Raw genomic sequence first — 20,304 nt, forward strand, 5'->3', positions numbered from 1 at the left:
CCACTGTTGTAACTGTCCGAGAGAGCGAAAAGGAGAATAAAGATGGATATTCTGTATACTGAAGCTATTCCAAATCAAGATCAGATCTATAAACTATATGATTGCTTTGGATGGAATAATTTCCTAATATTGAGTAAGGAAAGCCTTCATCAAGCCATGGTCCAAAGCTGGTGTGTGATTAGCGCCTTCCATCAAGACGAATTGGTGGGAACAGGAAGGCTTGTTTCAGACGGAATCATCAATGCCTACCTTTGCGGGTTAGTTGTTCACCCCAACTATCAGAATCAAGGGGTGGGGAGTGAAATTGTACAGCAGCTAGTCAACAAAGGTCATAGTCATAACCTGCATATAGAGCTTTTTTGTGAGAGTGATAAGATTAAATATTACGAGAAATTTGGCTTTAAAGTTTTTGCTTCCGGCATGAAATATCACGCACTGCCTTAACCGTATTATGATGGATTATAAGTCATTTCGGAATTGTTTAATGTCATGAATATTTTAATGTATTAATAGATATTTTTGGGGCGGATAATGATCAAGGTCCTGGAGCCAGTAACTTACGAAATACATAGAAGAAGCTGCCCAAGACGGTAATGTTCCAAGCTTGGGCAGCTTCTGCTTTTTCCCTAAACAATTTATATAAATAAACAATCAGACTTCATGACTAAACTGCCATTGAATTCCAAATTTATCTGTTAAGCTGCCGTAACATTGGCTCCAGAAGGTTTCTTGAAGGTCCATGATTACCGTTCCGTCTTCTTTTAGTTTATTGAATCTCGCTTTAATTTCATCCATGTTCTTGCTAACAAATGCCAGGTTTATGTTATTTCCTGCGACAAAAGGCATACCAGGAAAAACATCAGAAAACATAACGTTGCTTCCATTAATGTTAAGCCGGGTGTGCATGACTAAATCTTTTGCCTCCTCCGGAAGAGTGAATTCGGGGTTCGGCGGCGTCTCTCCAAAGGTCATAATTTGAGGTTCTTCTGTGCCAAAAACCTGTGCATAAAACTCTACAGCTTCACGACAATTTCCATTAAAATTGATATAAACATCAACTGCCATTTGCTTCACTCCTTAGATTAAGTTTAGTCATGGTTTATCACTGATTAGTGATTTTCTCATTGTATCATTCAAATGTATTTTATCAAAGAAACGGAAACGAACTTCCATCAAAACACTAATTCTTCGGGTTAGAGGTAGAGAATCATCAATGGGGTGGAAGCTACTCCAATTGACGGTCAGTCATCTGTTTGCTAAACTAAGTTAGGCACATATTTTTTCTAGAACGCGAGGAGGAACCTCATCCATGTTTTGCATCGCTTTCATTCGTATTTGGTAGTATAAGGTACAGAACATTTATACCCTTCCTTTCATTTTTTTAAAACGGAATGGTCTGGGTTTATTTGTGCTGTGCCTTTTTCATTCACACTACCAACGAATGAAAGAGGTGTTTTTTTGTTGTCTAAAAATATTCAAAAAAATGATAAAAGGTCGAGAGCCCTAAACTTTTCTGCGCAGCATTTACTAATCGATAAACACTTGATTAAAGATTTGATCCTTCTGGCGAACATTACTCCGTCGGATACTGTGTTGGATATTGGTGCGGGAACGGGAGCCATAACCATCCCCTTGGCAAAGAAAGCAGCCCATGTATTAGCCATCGAGAACGATCCGGCTTATGTCCAGATCCTTTCAAATAAGACGTGTGAAGAAAACAATATAAGAATTAAACAGATCGATTTTCTGAAGATCCATCTTCCGAAAGGGCCGTTTTGTGTAGTGGCGAATATTCCATATTCGATTACCACTCCGATCTTAACCAAATTGCTTGACCATCCAACAAGCGTATTATTGCAGAGAGCTGCGCTGCTCATTGAAAAAGGAGCGGCCAAACGTTTTACCGCTGCTCGGATTACCGATCCACGCATATTGAAATGGAGAATGTGGTTCGATATTCGACTCGTTCGGACGGTATCGCCGAACCATTTTTCGCCGCCGCCCAATGTGGATTCAGCTGTATTAACTGTCTGTAGAAAGAAGAGCCCGGAGCTTCCTCCTCACCATCATGGAAGGTTTATGGCTCTGGCGTCACATGGACTTCGTCATCCGCATCTGCCCTTTTTCGAAGCCTTGGCTGACGTTTTTACACCTCCACAAATAACAAAACTGGTGAAAATGCTGAGGGTAGAGCGAAATCAGCCTATCTGTTCTCTGAATGAGCGACAGTGGGGAGAGCTTTACCTTGCGATGCTTCAGCACGTTCAACCCTTCCGCTGGCCAAAATTATGCAGTAGAAAAGCGAAGAAGAACAGACGATTTTAAAGTCTTGCCATTCAGATCGAGCAAGCCTTGAAAAACAGAGCGCTTCTATGTCAAAATCGAGTTAAATAACTATGGTCCCTTGTAGTTCCGGCAGCTATGCTGCTAATAATGTAAAAGAGTCCGTGAATCCTCCTTTAGAAAAAGAAGAGGTTCGTATGGAATATTCAGCAGAACAATTTGGAGGGCCACCCTATGAAAAACATGAATTATTATGACACTTTCATTGAAACTGCCGAAGATTGCCCTGTTACAGCAGCAGAAGTTCCAAAAACAAAAGGAGACTCTAAGACGATCCCGGTTTTGCAGTACGAGCTCATTGCGAATCATCCCTACAAATACACGCAAGAGGATGTATTATTTGAAGTGTTTGCTCAGCGCAACAATATTCCGGCAGAGCAAAAGCAAGCCGCACGCGAGAAGTTTTTTTCCAAAGGGCAGCCTTGTCTTCGTACATCGTCCTTGGGCAAACGCTATGGCTGGGGGATTCATAATGATGCACAGGGCAAAGTAGCGCTGTATGCTTGCGAATCTGAAGAATATAAAAAATTAGTGAACGATAAAAGTATAAAGCATTTCAAAGCCATGCGCTCCAGTCGCACTAAGTGAAAATAAAATAATATGTCATAGTCGACGAGAAGGAAGAGTAGTATATGAACGCTTTTACGAAAAATGCCGTTGAAATTATCCAAAGTATTCCTGAGGGGAAAGTGATGACTTATGGCCAGATTGCAGCGCTAGCCGGCAGTCCCAGGGGAGCTCGGCAAGTCGTAAGAATTCTGCATTCCATGAGTAGAAAGTATAAGCTTTGTTGGCATCGTGTAGTCAGTGCCCAGGGCAAAATCAGCATCAAGGATGAGGAAGGGTATAGGTTACAAATTATGCTGCTTCAGGATGAAGGAGTGGTCGTGACGAATGATGGCTATGTCGATCTGCAACAGTATGGTGCGTAAGTACCGGTGACAGAGCAAGAGATATTGATTTATGTGAAAAGCATTGTAGATACCGGTATGCCCGCTGGAAGTTGGCGTTGCTGTGGGTTATGGTCGGAGGACTGGTTATTATTCTCGCCGTAGCCTTGGGCAAGAAGTCGCTCAAGCGTTAGTATTTGGATATTGGCAAAGTAACCAGGATCGCGGCTTTCCCCGCGATCCTGGTTACTTTGTTTAGGGGCTTTTCGTTCAAGGTTGAGGTTCAAGGGCGAGGCGTCTGCAAACTATTGAGATTTGCCGAGTAGCGAACAGTCACGGAAGCATGAGATTCGTCCAGCAAGGATAGCCGCACGACGACGTCAAGAGCACTATAATCTGTATCTCCTATTAAAGTGGTCAAAACCTCAGGATCGACTTCGATGTGCCATTCCTCCAAATAGTCGGGCGAAGGAAGGGCTTGATCGGTCGGCAAGGCCGTCAATGTATCCAGCCGGTTGGGATGGCCGTCCATTGTGTCGGGTTGACCGTGCAGTTTGGCCAGTTCATCTCTAAGCGCTTTACTGACGGCAAAGGCATCCTGATGGTTGTCAAACCGGTATTGTAAATACATCAACAAATCATTGTAGAAGCCAAGCTGCAGTTGGCTCGAATGGCCATGTACTTGAACAGGCTGCTTCAACAGATATTCCGCACTGTCGGGGTTTAAATCCGTTTTCTCGGCATCGTTATCCGCATCAAGCGACAAGGCAGCGAACACCTCTTGTTCCGAGGAACCGAATAAAGCATAAAGCCCGGCAAAGCTGTTTTTACCTTTACTTTGAGCCGACTGGCTTTGGCAAGATACCAAGGTGCCTCCGGCCAGGATTATGATCAATAGGAGAGAGGAAATCCAGGCTGCCGATTTTTGGGGCTGATTTTGAAAAATTAACTTAAATCGCTCTTTCATGACACGATCCCCTCCAAGGAAAGAAGTAGATAAAGAAGGTCCTTTATTCACACTATTTTCCATATAATGGATGATGGTGTTGGCATAAAGCTGTCTAGTGTGAACATCAGCATGTTTAATCACGTGGCTGTCGCAGATTTTTTCCAGATCATCGTAGGCCATGCGGATCATCCAATGGACGAACGGGTTGAACCAGTGGAGGGCGGAGACCCATGTCATAAGCGCCATGAACCACAAATCTTTCCTCTTGGCATGCGTCAGTTCGTGCCGCAGGATCAGCTCAAGCTGCTCATCTGTCAGGCGTGTATCCGGCAGCAGGATGGAAGGACGAATATAGCCGATCAGCATCGGGCTGCTGGCGAGCCGGCATTGATACAGGCCGATGCGCCGGTTTACGCCCATGTCCGACTTCAGCGAGGACAACCGTGCTAGCTCGCGTGGACCGACTGACTGCGAGCAAGCCTTTAATCTTCGCAAGACAAGGTGATACTGGAGAAGCCTCCAGCATAAATAGCTTGCTGCACCAAGCAGCCATATCCAGGACAGCAAAGTCAGAATATCCGGAATATAGCCGGAAGTGGAGGTATCCGTATTTGCAGCGGACCACGATTCATCAATCGGACTGGCTTCAGTTGACGTTTCTTCGGATGAAGGCGCATTCACTATAGACGGCCCGGAGTTGGAGGTAAGCTGATCCACTACGATGTTAGGAAGCGTTAATACAGGGACGGATTGCGGCACTTGCCAGAATGGAAGCGCCAGGCGCAGACCCAAGACAAGCCATATCCAGTAGCGCCATTGCAGACGATATCGATGGCCGGTCCATCTGCCGATCCCTGCAACCAACAGGATGGTAATGACTGCGAAGGCAGAAGTCTCAATAATGATTGCAAACCAAGTGTTAATCATCTTCTTTACCTGCATTTCGGACGATTTCCGACAATTCGTCCAATGACTCACGACTAATTTTCCGCCCGCCTGTCAGTGCCGCAAACAAGCTTTTGTACGAGTTACGGTGGAAGCGGCTGAAGAAGCTTTGCGTTTCCTGCTCGGTATATGATTGCTGGTCAATTAAAGGATAATAGAGCTTCAGTCTGCCTTCATTTTTGAAGTCGATGTAGCCTCGCTGCTGCAAGCGCGTCAACAGGGATTGCAAGGTGGAAATGTTCCAATCCTTTCCTTGCTCCTCGTGGAGTCTGGACAAGATCACGGATGTCTTAAGCGGTTGTTCCGATTGCCAGATGATTTGCATAACGTCATACTCGGCATCCGGCAGACGTTCAAACGATGGTTTCATTGGGGAATCCCTCCATTCAGTGTAGTGGAACTTAATAACCTAAGGTGTCGTTGATCATCTAGCGTGTTGTAATGCTTTCAGTATAGCATGCGATTAATATTTCGTCTACAAATGTAGATGAAATGTCATTAAAATTGAGCGGAAGCTGAAACTACACGTAAAATGGATGTGAATATATGTAAAATGATGAACTTCTCCTCAGACAAAGAATTCAACGTCTATGGAAAATGTGTTAAAAATAGCGCGATTTGAAATCCACTTCGGGATAAGATTTCTTACCCGAAAGTAGGTTGCTAAATTGGAAGGGAGGGGGCTGGGGATGAAGATATCGCCCCTTACGGGAGAAGAAGCGAACTTTGGGGTGGTGTTAGCTTCGCTGATACTACCCCATACAATGAGGTTGGTGTATAACACTTGGGGTGCTATGAGGAAGGAGTGCTTGAATTAAAGTTGGTCCAATGACACGCATTTTATTTCTTTGACATTTTCGAGTCGTTGATCGTTCGTTATAAAAAAATCGGCATTGGCTGCAAGCGCCGTAGCTAAGATCAATGCATCCGGCGTTCTGATATTGTACTTTCCTCGGAGATAGGCCGCTCGTTCGGCGACCATGTTATCGATTGGTAAGATCGTAAGGTTGGGGAAGTGGGAGAAAAGCAATTTGTATTGCTTCTCCAGAGTCAGGTTTCCTTCACGTATTGGTTTAACCAGGATTTCAGTCAGAGAGACGGAAGAAGCCACCGCGGTAACAAGTCCATCTTCTATCTGTTCTAAAATCGATTTAGCTTTCTCTCCAAATTCGGGATGCTGTTCAAAAACATAAATGAATAGGTTCGTGTCTAACCCAATCTTCTTACTACCGTGTAGAAGGTTCGATATTACCATTCAGAACGCTCCTTGCGAATGTAATCTTCTGCTGATTCCTGTTCCCAGATGTCTTTGCCAAGTCCCCATAGTTTTTCAGAGAAAGATTTCGGTTTTGGCATGACAATGATTTCTTGGCGAATTTCATCGTACTGCCACAGTAATGAATCGCCAATATTAAGTTTTGCTCTCGTTCTTATTTCCTCGGGTATTGTAATCTGATATCTTGTTCTTATTTCACTTTCTGATTTAACAACATGACCCACGTAGATCATCTCCTTGATATATCTTATATATAGAAATTATATCATACAATTTTTTTGTTCGTCTAATCAGAATGGGTTTTATCATAGCGCAAAAATTGAGCGTCATCATCCATCCAATAACTGTTTTTGAAGGAGAATCGGAAGATAAGGATGTGCAATTTGAAGCTTTGCAGAATCTGTTAGCAGCAACCGATAAAGAAGTGGATTGGGCTTATGGCTTATGAAAGTTTGGGATCAGCTATTGGAATGGCTGACAGACAGTGTAAACCGAGAAGATCCAGATCAGCTCAGTTTCTCTCTAATTTAGCCGTCAGTGACCTAAATAAACTATGCCCCAAATAAGCATATTGACATCGCTTTTGATCGCTTTTATAAGGTGGATCAAGCAAGAAAGGGGAAAGGAACAGGACTCGGATTATGTATTGCCAAAAATTTAATGAAAAAATGAGTGGAAGTCTCTCTGCTGAATTGAAAGAGAATCAATTATTAATGAAATTTCAAATTTTAGTTTACATAATATACATTATCGGACTCAATAATAAATTCGGAGTCAATGTTTACAGGCTCAGCCTGATGCGTTTGACGCTGCCCGAATGTTGTTGGTGAATTAAGCACGCACAACATAAACAAGCGACGGATCGGTTCCATCGCCCACTTTCGTAATCCATTAGTTGTTCCTGATTATACGTCGGGCTGCTCATTAGGCGATGGTATATATCCATGGCAGGTGCTGTCAGTCCAGCTGAACAGCCCATGATGTTTACCTTTTGCTCCAAGTCACTAACATCGAGCGGCCGAACTTTGAAGCCTCGGGAAACTGTGGTGTTGGAATCGCGGCATCAAGATCATCCTTGTTTGAGTCATCTAGGATAAAAAGAGTTTACTGGCGGTAAGGTCCTTGATCGACCTCCCTAATATCACCCATACCGCTTTTACGGAGATTTATACCATATTCCATATATGCTTTTAGACAACATAGCATAAAGGTCCAACCGAACGTTTGTCCACGGGATCGCTCAAAACCATCCATTCCCTCTCCGAGCCCTTCTTCTACAATGGAAAGCTTAGTGGAATCATTCTCCGCTTCAAATCGCATGGTTACTATGCCTTCTACTCCGCTCCCTGGCCACAAAAAAACGATCTTCTCTTCGGGGATAACTTCAACTACCTGAACTTTTGGTGTCGATTCATATTCATCAAAACGCCACTGGACGATTCTGTTAGGTTCTAGTCGACCGCTTGCATAATCCGTAAAATATTGACAAAGTTTAACAGGATTTACGACGGCTTCAAAGACTTCAGAAATTGGTTTCGCTATCCGGAGTGTCGCTCGAGCACTATAATCCATTCTGTTCCCTCCCATTCGTTATCGCCTTCTGGCGATCTGGTTCTTAGCTAAATGAGGTTATGCCTCTAGATGACTAGCCTTCTCTCTTGGATGATAGTATATCCACATATTCTACAGATTCATGGACTCTCATAATATCGAGGATGCGCCGACCATTACTCCAAGATTAAAGATTTCATACTTTTATATTATCGTCATAACAAAATTGAATCTATAGTTTTTAAAAAAATGAATGGATTCCATGTTCTTAAGTGTCCTCGTATGTACAAGCACGAAGCAAAGACTACAGGAAGTGCATCTTTTTTGAGAGAACACATTATCCTTAGGCTGCCTCTGAGATAAGTGGATAGGTAAACGCGCTTGCACCTTCCACCGATTTTTTGCGGACAGTCCGGCAATCGTAGACGAACAGCAGCATCATTGCCATCGGAGTGATGTGAAGATGATGTCCAGACTCCGCAAAATATGGCGCATGGAACGTCCACGCATCAAAGCTTCGCCTACAATTTAATCAACACTTCCGTGCCGTCCTGAGCCTGGACATCGACCAGAACCGTCCCTTTGCAATGATGCAACTCCTTGATGAACTGTCTGATCGCTTGCTTCGTGCTCCGGTTTTCGAGAATCGACAGCACGATTTCGATCCCGAACCGGCTGCGGTCCGAATCGAAATCATGCTTCCCACTGGAGTGCCCACCCGCCTGTCCGCCGTGCTTGTTCAGCCAATCCTTCAGTTTGCGCTGGACTAAATTGGAAGTCAGGATTCCGCTCCCCATGCGCAATAGGGCATAAGGGACCGGAAGCGTAAAAGCGTGCTCCTTGCTCTTAACCTTCACAATCATCATGATCCATCACTCAATCACTACGGTGACGGTATCCTTTTCACCGGAGCGAACGTCAATGATTTGGCCGTCAAGTTCGTTCTCGATTGCATCGATCAGCAGGTCGATATCGATATCCTTCACGTATTTCGCAGCCTGCGGTATATTGGATGCGATACTGTGCCCCGCTCCGAGAACCGCCTTCACCAGTTTAATCGGCAAATTGATGTTGACATTATCATTTTCTTGGGATGTTACCCGTATTTTCAACGTTTTGTCTAAATAACCGCCGGATGCCGATGACAGTTTCCTCGAATAGTCGGGTTTCCCCAGCACCTGCACGGCTTGTGATGTATGAGCCATTTGCTTCTCCTTCAGCACAGCAATCAACTCCGAAGCCTTGTCTGAATCAATTTTGCCATCCTGCATCATGGACAGTACTTTGCTGATTTCTTCTTTCATCGTTTCTTCCTCCTTATTCATCCTTCAACATTTTGACCGCTTCGTCCGCGGTGATTTCGCCTTTCTCCAGCATGGATAGGACCTTCTTCTCATCGATTTCCGGCTTCTTTCGCGTATCGTATCCGAGGGCCGTGATGATATCGTTGAGCTTGCCGCGCACCGTCGGGTAAGATATGCCGAGCTCTTTCTCCACTTCCTTTATGTTGCCCCTGTTCACAAGAAAGGTGATCACAAAATGGAGCTGTTCGGGCGAGAGTAGAGCCAGCTTTGATAATTCAAACGTGTTTTCAATCGTCGTCCGGCAATGTCCGCATTCCAGCTTGACGGCGTGCAGCGAATGATCGCATACAGGACACTGTGTGATGATGGGATATTTCATACTCTACTCCTTTCTTTTTTTGAATTATAAATCAATACATTCAATTTGTAAATAAATAAAATCAATTATTTTAATCCCGTAATTAACTTTATTTATTTTACGGGTGTTATTCTAAACATTTTAAAATGCTCTATTTAAAAAAAGAAAGCCTCAACGAATCCATCGGGATGGAGCCCAGTTTCAACCTGGTCCATCCCTATCGACTCGATGAGACTCTTTTCATTTTGACCTGCTTTATAATAACAATCATACATTATCGATTCATTAACCTATTGCCATTCGTGCTTAGGTAAATAATTGCTTCGAGAGACGCAGTTAATTATTCATCTCAATTCATTGACTCTGCTGATGCCTGTTATTCAATTACAAAAGAATCGATAATTTTTTTCACCTCGGATGAAGGTATGTTTCCGGAAATGGTGTAAAACAAATTGTCATGTACAAACACTGTAATCTTATCTGTGGTATTGTCTGCTGCATAAATTAATAGCCTTTCCTCGCCGGATTCGACTTGGAACGTGTTTGTTAAAAGGTATGCTGTAATACCATTCACCGGGCTTATATATTTTTCATCATAATCATAGATATCCCAGTTGTCGGTCTCATAATTTGCGCCTTTTCCAGTGAAAAACAAAACACTCATCGATACCGGAGACTTGTAGATACTATCATGATCTGTACTGTAAGAAAGTTGTCTATCACCATTATCCAGTATGGTTTCACTGAAGTTTTTCAAATCCCCAATGAAGAATTCTCCCAATAAGAGCTGGGCGATATTTCGTTCTTCGAAGTATAAGAAAGGCACCTGTCTCCGAGCAACAGATTCATAACTCATCGTATTTTGTAACACATTGATCTTTAATTCATCTTCCGCGGCAATGATATCAGTATAAAGCTTCGACCCTACCCTTTTCGGCTTCTTACCGACCCATGTGAGATTACCCACCTTAATCGGTACCATTTCCAGATCGTCATTAATAACCAAGATTTCATTTTTCAAAGGTATTTGAATGTTCCTATATACGTTCTCAGCAATAGCCATTACCTGATTAAATTGGGCAGTGCCAATTATTATAACCAACAGAGCGGCTGCTGCCGAAATCTGGATCCGCCTCTTTATGCGTCGTTTATGGTTTTGCTTGCGAATCTGAATCTGTTGTAACACACTTGGTTTAATATCCAATTCGGGTGGATGAATTTCTTCTAATTGTTCACGAATAAATTCCATCCTCATTCCACACACTCCTCCTTCGTACAAAATATCCTATGTTCCCCCTTCTTTTCTGCCTTCTTAGCCAGTCTGTTGCGCAGTCGCTCAAATCGTTTCCTTAATGCCGCTTCAGAAGTGTTTAGGATCTGTGATAGTTCTTCGTATGGCCTCTCATCCAATACTCTGCCGTAAAGCAGCGCCCTGTCGGCCACTGATAAAGACAATAAAATACTATAGAGAGGTTCGGATATATAATTTCCTCTAGTATTGTTTATTTTTTCACTTTGTGCTTTGAATAGTTTAATTCTGCGTTTCCGCTTTCTCACCACATCGATGGCCGTTGTATAAGCAATGCGATACAGCCAGGAATTCATAGACGTGCCTAAGCAAAAATGCCTTCTTTTTTCGTATGCTTTGATAAAAGTTTCTTGTAAAACATCCTTTGCATCTTCCGAATCACATACAATTGAAATACAATATCGTAGAAGCGGCCTACTGTAAACATTAATTACTTCTTCAAGTGCCTTCTCATCTCCGCTAACAAAGGCATGAATTGTTTCCTGTTCCAGCAACTTTGCCCCTCCTTTCAATCTATATTCATTATGTATAACGTGTCATCTGCGATATTTGTGACATCGATCCTTTTATTTTATTTTCCATAGGGAATTCGAGTTCTGGCTGTTCAATCACTTCCATCAGGCAAAAATGCTCTAAGCGTAGCTGCCACCAGGGACAAAGTAGATGGAAAATATTGTATTTTACTAAAGCCTTGTAATTCCTGCGTAATGACATATCCCCTAAATGCATGGGGATAAAAATGAAAGAACCCTCCGCTTCTGGAGAGTTCTTTTTATGAGTAATAATTGTACTAATTGCAGCCTGTTAGTTCAACTAGCGTGTCCCGTTAGAGCGTAACAAAGTATTATGAACAAATTCCCTTATTGCCATTGCAATTTGTTCAGGCTGTTCTTCCGCTGAAAAATGTCCGCAATTTTCGATTATCTTGGCATTAATATTTTGCAGGCCGTTTTCTCTAAATTCGGCAAGGTATTTTTCAATATTTGTGTATTCATCCGATCCTCGCAAGTAAAGAACCGGCGTTGACACCATAACATTTTTTGACGCGGCATTATCCTTTTCATCCTCAAGGAAACTTCTGTATAAATCAAACCCTGCTTTCAATGCGTCTAAACGGGAATAGGCTTCGACATATGATTTCCTGCGGGCATCGCTCATTCTCTTGCCTTTTCCGGCTAACGCATCATAGAAAAAGGAGAAATAAGGAAGTTCTCTGCCTGAAATCAGTATCTCTGGCAATTCAGGTACGTTATGAAATGGAAAATGCCAGATGCAAGGATTACTTTTCACCTCGTTCCACGGATCAACACCGGGGATGGCGACATTCATAATCACCGCGCGCGAAAGCCTGTCAGAAAAGCTTTTCAAGAAAGCATACATCACCTGGCCTCCGGCATCACACCCTACTATAGTGACATCGTACAAATTCATGTGATCCATAATCCCTCGAACATACTCGGCTATATTGCGCTTGCTGTATGACTGCAAAGGAATTACTGAATTCCCGATACCGGGGATGTCGATAGCGATAACATGATACTCTTCGGCAAGCCTATTCATCACGCCTTCAAATTCCAACCAACAGGTCGGCCAACCGTGAATAAAAAACACTGTCGGCTTTGATATGGAATCGGCTTCGACTACATGGATCGGGACTTCTTTGACAATAACTTCCCGGTGTGTGAACAAACCTTCTCACTCCTTTTATATTTCTGATCACCTCACGATCTTAGCATTCAAAATATGACAACAGCGTGTCATGGTATATGCTGGGTATATGGTCAAGGATCGATATTCCCCCGCCCTTTCCCTGCAAGGTATAAATGGGAATACCTGCCGCCGATAAAGTCTCAATATCGCGCAGTATCGTTCTCACGGAGACCTCAAAATGTTCCGCTAATTCTTTTGAGGTTGCTCGTTTCTTATCCAGTAATAGATATATGAAGAGCTTTGAAATCTTTAGTGCCGAGTATATAGGTTGATTTTTCCAGATCATTTATTTATTGAATTCATTAACTGGAAAAAGTATTCAGGTTTATGAGTCTTATTTAGGTTATACCATGAATGTAATGTATCTGACGCAAATACATCTAATTTTTTCAGTACTTCCATCGCAAATTCCAGAGGAGCTACTCCTGATGCAGTAATCAAATTCTCACAAGATACTGCAGGTCCCAGCTTATAAAATTTTTCTCCTTTATAATTAGGACAAACTATTTTCATATACTCTAAGTCATTGCTTGTATGCTCTCTAGAATCTAGGTATCCACTATTCGCGAGGGCCTCAGTTGCACCACAAATTGCAGCAACAATAGTGCCAATCTTTAAAGCTTCACCAATTTTTTTTAAGATAGGCTGATGAATATCATCTCTCCAGGTATTCCCTCCAGGTAAGACTAAAAGGTCCTTACTCTCAAGAGTACAATCATCAAGGGAAATATCCGGTTGTACGCTCAGTCCTCCCATCGTAGTAATCATTTCTTTATTGGCTCCTACTGTAACTACTTTTAAAGGTGCTAAATCTTTTTTGAAATATCTTCCTGAGTTTAGTTCAGCAATTAAATACCCATATTCCCAATCTGACATTGTGCTAAATACATAAAGATAAACTTTTTTTGTTTGCATCCAATAACACCCCAATCGCAATTGATATAGCCTACTATAATATAACTTCCCTGACATCTAACGTCAGGGAAGTTATCCTAATTGATGAAATTGTATTAATTCCGACAGAAACTCTTTTTTTAAGACTTATTGGCTATCTTTATCCCAACTTTTTTTGCTTTGGCTATGTGCCGTGCTTGAAGCCGACACCGGCAATGGCCGCGGCACCGTATATGTCATTTGCTTTGAAGCTCTGCCAAAAAGTCGGCCAGTTGGTCCCAGGTTTGGGTTATCCCTTGAATGACTCCCATATCCAGAACAGACTTGAGCGTTTCTTCCGTCGCGTATTCCGTACGGCTGATCAATTTCGTCTTGCCGTCATGTTCGACAAATTCCAACATAATGCACGCCTCCGGCATGTTTTCGTTAACGTTGCCTTCCGCATCGGAGAACGCGTCAGTGTACACGATCCGTTCCGGTTCTACGATTTCAATAAAAACGGACCTGCCCCACGACTCTTGACCGAAATATTCCTGGTTTTCGTCATCGCATTTCATACAGTAGTGCCATACGCCCCCCGGACGAAAATCGATGTTGCAAACCGTAAGCGGCCAACCTTTAGTCCCGAACCAACGCATTAAATGTTCGGCCTTCGTGAAAACTTCGAACACCAATTCGCGTGGCGCGTCAAAAATTCGTTCGAGTACAAGCTCCCGGCCTTCCACCTTCGAAACCAATTTGTTCGTTGCTCCGTTTGCCATTTCATTCCCTCCCATCTTAGATACTTGCTAATAACGCCATTTTATTGCTTTTCCTTGTTCTGCAGTTCTCGCAAATAATCTTCCAGATTATCGAATCTCTCTTCCATGATGTGCCGGAAGGACTTCAACCAGGAATCCAGCGCTTGGAAAGGTTCGGGCCGGAGTTTATAGATCCGGCGGTTGGCCTCGGCCTTTGCCTCCAAAATCCCGTTGTCACTAAGCACCTTCAAATGCTTCGAGGCTTGGGGTTGTCGAAGCCCCAGCTGGTTGGCAATTTCCCCGACGGTCAGGGGGCCGCCACGCAAGAGTTCGACGATATTCATACGGTTCGGCTCGGCCAATGCACTGAGTGCCGCCATATCCATGCCCGGATTCTTCCCCGACATGTCTCTCACCTCGTGTAAACAAGTTCTTTGTGTCGGCCAATCCTCCCTTCATCTTGCCTGATTTAAATATACTCCATAAGGAATATTCTTGTAAAGGAATATTGTGAATAAACCATGCTATTCATTCAGTAATGAACTTGAACCGAGCGTAAAGACCAATCCTCAAGGCAACCTTGGAACCATTTAACGGATGAACCGATTAACAAAGAGTCTTGCCTTCTCATAATCTGTACATCGCCTATTTATCTTTATCTAGCAAAACATTCAGTATCGATCATCAAGCACGCAATCTGATTACACTCTTCCGCGAACCACACATGACCTTCAGGACAAACCGCAATGCCATGAGGTTCTGCATTCTTGGTAGGGATCTCATATTCAGTAATAACTCCTTGTGTTGTAATTCGACCGATTTGATTGGCCCCCCATTCCGTAAACCAGAGATCCCCTTTCTTCCCGGATATGATGGCATGAGGACGAGCGTCAGGCGTCGGTATTCCAAATTCGTTCATTTCCCCTGATATCGTAATTCTTCCAACTTTATTGCCGTTAATCTGAACAAACCATAGAGCGCCATCGGGTCCGCTTGTAATCCCGACAGGTCCCGAGTCAGGAGTTGGAATTGGATATTCTGTTATTTCACCATTTGTAGTTATTCGTCCGATCTTATTGTTCTGGTTCTCGGTAAACCATAGTGCCCCGTCGGTCCCCTGAGTGATAAAGGAAGGAAATGATTTTTGAACCGGTAAGTCAAACTCTGTAATTTCCCCTGATTTGGTAAGCCTTCCGATCCTGCCGCTACTCATTTCAGTAAACCATATTGCGCCGTCAGGCCCTTCCGAAATGCCAAAAGGAGATGAGTTCTCCGAAGGAAGTTCATATTCTGTAAAAAGACCATTCATCGACATTCGTCCGATCTTGTTTGCGTTATATTCTGTAAACCACAGGTCGCCATTATGATCCGAAACGATAGACATCGCCCCTGCACCCGATGTCGGGATTGGAAATGAGTCTATTTTACCTGTCCCTGTTATTCTTCCGATTCGATTACCTTTCTGTTCCGTATACCACAGAGCCCCATCTTGTCCAACGGTTATTCCATAGGGTCCCGCATCTGAATTGGCGACCGCATATTCGTGCATCATGATCCTCATCCTATCTGCCTCCTCTTCATTTTTCTGAGCATATCCATATTTCTGCTTCGACGGCTTCAGCACCTATGATGGCCCCATCGCCAATGCGCACACCCGGCATGATTGTTGCACGTCTTGCTATCCAGACGTCGTTGCCTATGATTGTATCTCCTTTGAGCGGCAGCTCTTCTAATGATGGAGTGAATTGTTCCCAACCGTTTCCAAAGAGGTTGAATGGGAAGGTGGAGCCGTCCATTCTGTGATTTCCGCCATCCATCATAAATCTGGTTTCTGGAGCAATGGAACAAAATTTGCCGATGATTAAACATCTATCCATAGATCTCCAGTTCCTCGATTAGCAAAACAAAAAACCTCCTTTTCCGGTCAACGGATAGGAGGCTTACATATGTACAAAAAGACGGACTGCCACAAGCGTAAACGGCTGCCGCCGTCCTTTAACGGTGGATTGACGTTTCGCGGTGAATGATAAGCAGATTATAAGGGTGAATCTTATAAATCCTTATAATTTTAAAAAAAGCAGCCGCACTTCATGCCAATATATAAAAAAGCCCATACTTTTCCTATCCGTAAAACCTAAATAAATAGATTTTTCTCATCAATGGATAGGATTAGTAGATCATTGGCTTTTGGTCACCCTTTCATTATAGATAGGTTAAAAATAACATCCTCCCTACATGGAGTCAACCGTATAAAACGGCTATATCTAAATATTCCGTTATAACGTGTTGATTGAATACCTTATCTCCGCCAATTTCCTTCTGTGTCGTTTATCGGAAGATTGCTTATTATTTAGGTCTACGCTTCCTTTTGCTATGGATGCGCCTGTTCGACTGGCAAGGTTACTGTCATCGTTGTCCCTTCTTGCAAACGGCTTTCCACACGAACGTTGCCCTGATGCAGTGTAATAATTTTTTTCACAATCGCCAACCCGAGTCCGCCACCGCTGATCGCGCGGTTTCGAGCTTTGTCCGCTTTGTAGAAACGTTCAAAAACATACTTCAGGTCCTCTTCCGGTATCCCTACTCCGGTATCCGAAATACGGATGATGGCGTCTTTGCCCTGCATTCGCAATTCGACGGTAATCGATCCGCCATCCGGAGTAAATTTAATGCTGTTATGAAGCAGGTTGATCCATACTTGGCTCATCAAATCTTCGTCGGCGATGATCGTGGTCGGTTCCAAGGAAGCCTCCACCCCGATCGATTTGCTGCGCCATTGCGGTTCACAAGCAAGAATATGATGACGAAGCTGTGTATCCAGACGATAACGCTTGGGCACGAATGGATGATGCTCCGATTCCAGTGAAGTCAACTTGAGCAGATTATCGCTTAGCTTCGATAGTCGCATACTTTCCGCTTCGATAATGCCGATATAGTACAGACGCTCGTCATGATTAAGTTTATCATTCCGAAGCACACGCGCAAAACCGTGAATGGATGTAAGAGGAGATTGAATTTCATGGGAAACATTCGAAATGAATTCCTGACGCATCTCCTCCATCTGATTCAATTGCTGAGCCATATGATTAATGCTGTTAACTAATTCGCCAAACTGGTTGTCCGGCCCTCCGGGAACGTCCAGACTCACCTTGAAATCCCCTTTGGCAATGCGTCTCAGCGCCTCGATAATCGAATGAAAAAAAGCCATCTGCCTCGGCCGGACAAACCAGGAGAAAAGAAACATCCCTCCGCCAAAAATAAAAAAGCTCAGGGTTGCATTGATTATATACTTGGCAAAATCGGAAGACGGGGCGTTGATCTTTCTGTATAGAGACCACGTGATGAAATAAGCGGCGGACCAACAGAGAAGTGAAAAAGCAATAACAAACAGGACACCCAATGTACTGCGGACAAGCTGCTTCCTCATGTGGTGTTTCGATTTGCTCATGAGTCCGCCTCCATGTAATAGCCGAGCCCGCGCACAGTTCGGATCCGGAAGGAATGTCGGTCCTCCGGAAACCGTTCACGCAGCCGTCTAATATGAACGTCCACCGTCCGTTCGTCTCCTTCGTAGTCATAGCCCCAGATGTCCTCTATCAGCTGCTCTCGGGAAAAGGTTTTGCCCGGATAACCGGCCAGCTTGAAGAGCAGTTCGAATTCCTTGAGCGGCAGCGTCACGCTTTCACTGTTGACGAACACCTCGAACGTCTTGCGGTCAAGGATTAATTCCCCGACCTGCACGCGTTGAGATACAGCAATCCGATAGCGCTTCAGGAGAGCTCTTACTCGAGCCACCAGTTCCTCCGGTTCGAACGGCTTGACAAGGTAGTCGTCCGTTCCGAGCTCGAATCCCTTCACCTTCTGCGCCGTTTCGCCTTTAGCCGTCAGCATCAGAATCGGAATGTCGTAATGGTCGCGAAGCTCGCGGCACAATTGCCAGCCGTCCATATTCGGCATCATAATATCGAGAATGACCATGTCGGCCTTGACCGATTGAAGTGTGGCGAGGGCTTCGACTCCGTCCGCCGCTTCATACACATCGAAGCCCTCGGCTTGCATAAACAATCGGACCAATTCCCGGATATGCGGGTCGTCATCGACAACGAGTATTTTGGTCATGTTGGGTCACGGTCCCTTCTATCTTGATTTGCGTATCCCTTTTCTGCCTGTTGTTCGAGCCGTTATGCTCGATCGGCCGCCAGTTCGTTCATTGGCGCGGACTCATTCATCCGCAATTGCTGGACGGCGAATTCCCGGTACATGGGATGGGAGTCCAGAAGCTGTTCGTGGGTTCCTTTGCCGGTAATCGTTCCTTTCTCAATAAACACGATTTGATCCGCATCCACGACCGTAGACAAGCGATGGGCGATGATGAGCGTTGTCCTCCCTTTCATCAGATTTTGCAGAGCCTGCTGGACCACGATTTCCGATTTGCTGTCCAGGCTGGAGGTCGCCTCGTCCAGCATTAAAATTTTCGGGTCCCGCAGGAGCGCGCGGGCGATAGCAATTCGTTGACGCTGGCCCCCGGACAGCTTCATCCCCCTCTCCCCGACTTCGGTATCGTACCGCTTGGGGAGCTCTTCGATAAATGGATCGGCATAGGCCATCTTTGCTGCTCGGCGCAATTCTTCTTCGCCGATATCCCGTTCCGACCCGTAACATAGATTGTCGCGAATCGTACCGGCAATGAGCGGACTTTCTTGGGACACATACCCGATCTGGCTTCTCCAAGAAGCCAGTGAGAACGTATCGATCGGGTCCGGCCCAAGGCGAATGGTTCCACTCTGCGGCTGATAGAATCGTTCAAGAAGTGAGAACAATGTCGTCTTCCCGCCCCCGCTTGGCCCGACAACTGCCGTCACTTTTCCGGGCTGAATCGAAAACCCGATCTCTTTCAACACCTCTTTATCTGGTCCATAAGAGAACGTTACCTTATCCAGGACAATAGGTTGATGCGCATTCCGGACTTCACGGCCCGAGGTGCTGTCTTCTTCTTCGAAGTTCAGCGTATCGATGATTCGTTCCGTGGCACCGACCGATTTCTGCAGTTGGGTGAAGAATTGGGTCAACTGGCCGACGGGCATCACGATTTGCACCAGATACAAGATGAACGCGACCAGGTCCCCTGCTGTCAAAGCGCCGGAGGAGACCCGCATTCCGCCATATCCGATAATGGTCACCAGAACGACCATCATGACGAAAGACATTAGAGGAGCGACCATTGCCTGGATTTTGCCCTCGCGCAAACCGAACCGGAACAGGTTCGTAATCCCTTCTTTTCCTCTCCGATATTCTGCCGGCTCTGCATTCGAGGATTTCACCAAGCGGATTTCCGATAAAACCTGGTTCAAAATCGCGGTAAAGCTGGCCGTTTCGTCCTGCATGCCTTTTGAGATTTTGAACATCTGCCTGCCGAGCGGCATCATGACGAGGAAGGTAATCGGAACGGCTATCAGAATCAGCAGCGTCATTTTCCAATCCAGAACAAGCAGGATGGCGATAGAACCGATGATGGAGATGACTCCGTTCAATAGGCCCGGCAAATGGTCGGTGATCAGGCTCTTAACGATAGAAGTATCGTTCGTCATGCGGCTGATCGTTTCCCCCGTCGGATGATGATCATAGTAAGGAACCGGGACGGCTAACAGCTTTCTCCATAACCGGTCCCGCAAGCTGGCCACGATGCCCTGGCCGATCCGGTTCAGGCAATAGATCGATAGCCCGGCGGCAATGGCCTGAATGATAAACACAATCGATAAGACAACGATCTGTAAAGGGGTAATGGTGCTGACTGTAAAGCTGTCTACAAGATTTTTCGTAAACATCGGAACGGCTAAGCCGGCAGCGGTTGTTCCCAAGCTCAGGATCAATGCGACGGTCAGCAGCCATTTGGACGGTTTCGTCTGTCGAATCAAATCGACAAATGAACGTAAATTTCCCGCTTTTTGTTCTTTTCTCATCATAGCATCACCTAATCCAAATATAAATTCAGTTGCTAGTATTGCCTGATAAGAAAGAAGATACCTCTTTAATAT

General features: G+C 44.5%; 23 protein-coding genes and 2 pseudogenes. 4 read left to right on the forward strand and 21 right to left on the reverse strand.

Annotated elements, in window-relative coordinates; translation table 11 throughout:
- Nucleotides 1-42: 42 nt before the first annotated feature.
- Nucleotides 43-444: a GNAT family N-acetyltransferase gene (locus tag KJS69_RS06085; protein ID WP_213582592.1), complete on the forward strand. Its 402-nt coding sequence runs from the start codon at nt 43-45 to the stop codon at nt 442-444.
- Nucleotides 445-651: 207 nt separating this feature from the next.
- Here KJS69_RS06085 and KJS69_RS06090 read toward each other — a convergent pair whose 3' ends face one another.
- The gene (locus tag KJS69_RS06090) at nt 652-1,065 is read right to left on the reverse strand and encodes a VOC family protein (RefSeq protein ID WP_213582599.1); all 414 of its coding nucleotides are present in this window, start codon (nt 1,063-1,065) and stop codon (nt 652-654) included.
- Nucleotides 1,066-1,413: 348 nt separating this feature from the next.
- Between KJS69_RS06090 and erm the strand changes: the two genes are divergently transcribed.
- The 3 genes from erm (at nt 1,414) to KJS69_RS06105 (ending at nt 3,275) form a co-directional block, all read left to right on the forward strand.
- Nucleotides 1,414-2,325, forward strand: coding sequence for a 23S ribosomal RNA methyltransferase Erm (erm, locus tag KJS69_RS06095; protein WP_306434394.1), 912 nt, complete (start codon nt 1,414-1,416; stop codon nt 2,323-2,325).
- A 192-nt stretch (nt 2,326-2,517) separates the two neighbouring features.
- A complete protein-coding gene (locus KJS69_RS06100) occupies nt 2,518-2,931 on the forward strand; it encodes a DUF6157 family protein (protein WP_213582602.1) in 414 nt (137 codons plus the stop codon).
- Nucleotides 2,932-2,975: 44 nt separating this feature from the next.
- A complete protein-coding gene (locus KJS69_RS06105) occupies nt 2,976-3,275 on the forward strand; it encodes an MGMT family protein (protein WP_213582604.1) in 300 nt (99 codons plus the stop codon).
- A gap of 241 nt (nt 3,276-3,516) precedes the next feature.
- Here the strand turns inward: KJS69_RS06105 and KJS69_RS06110 are convergent, their stop codons facing one another.
- The 20 genes and pseudogenes from KJS69_RS06110 to KJS69_RS06210 form a co-directional block, all read right to left on the reverse strand.
- Entirely contained in the window at nt 3,517-5,109 is a 1,593-nt protein-coding gene (locus KJS69_RS06110; protein ID WP_213582606.1) for a M56 family metallopeptidase, read from the reverse strand.
- Nucleotides 5,102-5,497, reverse strand: coding sequence for a BlaI/MecI/CopY family transcriptional regulator (locus KJS69_RS06115; protein WP_213582608.1), 396 nt, complete (start codon nt 5,495-5,497; stop codon nt 5,102-5,104). Before KJS69_RS06115 ends, KJS69_RS06110 begins: the two co-directional genes overlap by 8 nt.
- Nucleotides 5,498-5,941: 444 nt before the next feature.
- Nucleotides 5,942-6,382, reverse strand: a complete 441-nt coding sequence (locus KJS69_RS06120) for a type II toxin-antitoxin system VapC family toxin (protein WP_213582610.1) — start codon at nt 6,380-6,382, stop codon at nt 5,942-5,944.
- Nucleotides 6,376-6,627 (reverse strand): AbrB/MazE/SpoVT family DNA-binding domain-containing protein, encoded by a 252-nt coding sequence (locus KJS69_RS06125; protein WP_213582612.1) that lies wholly within the window; start codon nt 6,625-6,627, stop codon nt 6,376-6,378. The genes KJS69_RS06120 and KJS69_RS06125 overlap by 7 nt, the downstream gene beginning before the upstream one ends.
- Before the next feature lie 880 nt (nt 6,628-7,507).
- Entirely contained in the window at nt 7,508-7,975 is a 468-nt protein-coding gene (locus tag KJS69_RS06135; RefSeq protein WP_213582622.1) for an SRPBCC domain-containing protein, read from the reverse strand.
- 500 nt (nt 7,976-8,475) lie between these two features.
- Nucleotides 8,476-8,820 (reverse strand): hypothetical protein, encoded by a 345-nt coding sequence (locus tag KJS69_RS06140; protein WP_213582624.1) that lies wholly within the window; start codon nt 8,818-8,820, stop codon nt 8,476-8,478.
- A gap of 6 nt (nt 8,821-8,826) precedes the next feature.
- Entirely contained in the window at nt 8,827-9,258 is a 432-nt protein-coding gene (locus KJS69_RS06145) for a hypothetical protein (RefSeq protein ID WP_213582626.1), read from the reverse strand.
- A gap of 13 nt (nt 9,259-9,271) precedes the next feature.
- Nucleotides 9,272-9,637 carry a DUF2089 domain-containing protein gene (locus KJS69_RS06150; RefSeq protein WP_213582628.1) on the reverse strand — a complete coding sequence of 122 codons (366 nt, stop codon included), beginning with the start codon at nt 9,635-9,637 and terminating at the stop codon, nt 9,272-9,274.
- A gap of 355 nt (nt 9,638-9,992) precedes the next feature.
- Entirely contained in the window at nt 9,993-10,871 is an 879-nt protein-coding gene (locus tag KJS69_RS06155; RefSeq protein ID WP_213582630.1) for a hypothetical protein, read from the reverse strand.
- Complete coding sequence (locus tag KJS69_RS06160; RefSeq protein ID WP_213582632.1) at nt 10,868-11,419, reverse strand: RNA polymerase sigma factor; 552 nt, start codon at nt 11,417-11,419, stop codon at nt 10,868-10,870. The genes KJS69_RS06155 and KJS69_RS06160 overlap by 4 nt, the downstream gene beginning before the upstream one ends.
- A gap of 319 nt (nt 11,420-11,738) precedes the next feature.
- The gene (locus tag KJS69_RS06165) at nt 11,739-12,614 is read right to left on the reverse strand and encodes an alpha/beta fold hydrolase (RefSeq protein ID WP_213582634.1); all 876 of its coding nucleotides are present in this window, start codon (nt 12,612-12,614) and stop codon (nt 11,739-11,741) included.
- A 91-nt stretch (nt 12,615-12,705) separates the two neighbouring features.
- Nucleotides 12,706-12,921: pseudogene (locus KJS69_RS06170) on the reverse strand (helix-turn-helix transcriptional regulator); the annotation flags it as partial.
- A complete protein-coding gene (locus KJS69_RS06175; protein ID WP_213582638.1) occupies nt 12,918-13,550 on the reverse strand; it encodes a type 1 glutamine amidotransferase family protein in 633 nt (210 codons plus the stop codon). The gene KJS69_RS06175 and the pseudogene KJS69_RS06170, both read right to left, overlap by 4 nt.
- Nucleotides 13,551-13,765: 215 nt before the next feature.
- Nucleotides 13,766-14,290, reverse strand: a complete 525-nt coding sequence (locus KJS69_RS06180) for an SRPBCC domain-containing protein (RefSeq protein WP_213582643.1) — start codon at nt 14,288-14,290, stop codon at nt 13,766-13,768.
- Nucleotides 14,291-14,331: 41 nt separating this feature from the next.
- Nucleotides 14,332-14,676, reverse strand: coding sequence for an ArsR/SmtB family transcription factor (locus tag KJS69_RS06185; RefSeq protein ID WP_213582646.1), 345 nt, complete (start codon nt 14,674-14,676; stop codon nt 14,332-14,334).
- A 248-nt stretch (nt 14,677-14,924) separates the two neighbouring features.
- Complete coding sequence (locus KJS69_RS06190) at nt 14,925-15,830, reverse strand: Vgb family protein (protein ID WP_213582648.1); 906 nt, start codon at nt 15,828-15,830, stop codon at nt 14,925-14,927.
- A gap of 49 nt (nt 15,831-15,879) precedes the next feature.
- Nucleotides 15,880-16,134, reverse strand: a pseudogene (locus tag KJS69_RS06195) (LbetaH domain-containing protein); the annotation flags it as partial.
- A gap of 506 nt (nt 16,135-16,640) precedes the next feature.
- A complete protein-coding gene (locus KJS69_RS06200) occupies nt 16,641-17,717 on the reverse strand; it encodes a sensor histidine kinase (RefSeq protein ID WP_249730390.1) in 1,077 nt (358 codons plus the stop codon).
- Complete coding sequence (locus KJS69_RS06205; protein WP_213582651.1) at nt 17,714-18,388, reverse strand: response regulator transcription factor; 675 nt, start codon at nt 18,386-18,388, stop codon at nt 17,714-17,716. The genes KJS69_RS06200 and KJS69_RS06205 overlap by 4 nt, the downstream gene beginning before the upstream one ends.
- A gap of 62 nt (nt 18,389-18,450) precedes the next feature.
- Entirely contained in the window at nt 18,451-20,229 is a 1,779-nt protein-coding gene (locus tag KJS69_RS06210; RefSeq protein WP_213583069.1) for an ABC transporter ATP-binding protein, read from the reverse strand.
- Between the last annotated feature and the right edge of the window lie 75 nt (nt 20,230-20,304).

The organism is Paenibacillus sp. J2TS4, assembly GCF_018403245.1.
GTDB lineage: Bacteria > Bacillota > Bacilli > Paenibacillales > NBRC-103111 > Paenibacillus_L.

Excerpts from the sequence above, each read along its gene's own strand:
- KJS69_RS06120 (WP_213582610.1), bottom strand. The coding sequence starts at position 6,382 with ATGGTAATATCGAACCTTCTACACGGTAGTAAGAAGATTGGGTTAGAC.
- KJS69_RS06105 (WP_213582604.1), top strand. The coding sequence starts at position 2,976 with ATGAACGCTTTTACGAAAAATGCCGTTGAAATTATCCAAAGTATTCCT.
- KJS69_RS06115 (WP_213582608.1), bottom strand. The coding sequence starts at position 5,497 with ATGAAACCATCGTTTGAACGTCTGCCGGATGCCGAGTATGACGTTATG.
- KJS69_RS06085 (WP_213582592.1), top strand. The coding sequence starts at position 43 with ATGGATATTCTGTATACTGAAGCTATTCCAAATCAAGATCAGATCTAT.
- KJS69_RS06175 (WP_213582638.1), bottom strand. The coding sequence starts at position 13,550 with ATGCAAACAAAAAAAGTTTATCTTTATGTATTTAGCACAATGTCAGAT.
- KJS69_RS06150 (WP_213582628.1), bottom strand. The coding sequence starts at position 9,637 with ATGAAATATCCCATCATCACACAGTGTCCTGTATGCGATCATTCGCTG.
- KJS69_RS06135 (WP_213582622.1), bottom strand. The coding sequence starts at position 7,975 with ATGGATTATAGTGCTCGAGCGACACTCCGGATAGCGAAACCAATTTCT.
- KJS69_RS06210 (WP_213583069.1), bottom strand. The coding sequence starts at position 20,229 with ATGAGAAAAGAACAAAAAGCGGGAAATTTACGTTCATTTGTCGATTTG.
- KJS69_RS06090 (WP_213582599.1), bottom strand. The coding sequence starts at position 1,065 with ATGGCAGTTGATGTTTATATCAATTTTAATGGAAATTGTCGTGAAGCT.
- KJS69_RS06200 (WP_249730390.1), bottom strand. The coding sequence starts at position 17,717 with ATGAGCAAATCGAAACACCACATGAGGAAGCAGCTTGTCCGCAGTACA.
- KJS69_RS06155 (WP_213582630.1), bottom strand. The coding sequence starts at position 10,871 with ATGAGGATGGAATTTATTCGTGAACAATTAGAAGAAATTCATCCACCC.
- KJS69_RS06100 (WP_213582602.1), top strand. The coding sequence starts at position 2,518 with ATGAAAAACATGAATTATTATGACACTTTCATTGAAACTGCCGAAGAT.
- KJS69_RS06145 (WP_213582626.1), bottom strand. The coding sequence starts at position 9,258 with ATGAAAGAAGAAATCAGCAAAGTACTGTCCATGATGCAGGATGGCAAA.
- KJS69_RS06110 (WP_213582606.1), bottom strand. The coding sequence starts at position 5,109 with ATGATTAACACTTGGTTTGCAATCATTATTGAGACTTCTGCCTTCGCA.
- KJS69_RS06180 (WP_213582643.1), bottom strand. The coding sequence starts at position 14,290 with ATGGCAAACGGAGCAACGAACAAATTGGTTTCGAAGGTGGAAGGCCGG.
- KJS69_RS06140 (WP_213582624.1), bottom strand. The coding sequence starts at position 8,820 with ATGATGATTGTGAAGGTTAAGAGCAAGGAGCACGCTTTTACGCTTCCG.
- KJS69_RS06185 (WP_213582646.1), bottom strand. The coding sequence starts at position 14,676 with ATGTCGGGGAAGAATCCGGGCATGGATATGGCGGCACTCAGTGCATTG.
- KJS69_RS06190 (WP_213582648.1), bottom strand. The coding sequence starts at position 15,830 with ATGAGGATCATGATGCACGAATATGCGGTCGCCAATTCAGATGCGGGA.
- KJS69_RS06205 (WP_213582651.1), bottom strand. The coding sequence starts at position 18,388 with ATGACCAAAATACTCGTTGTCGATGACGACCCGCATATCCGGGAATTG.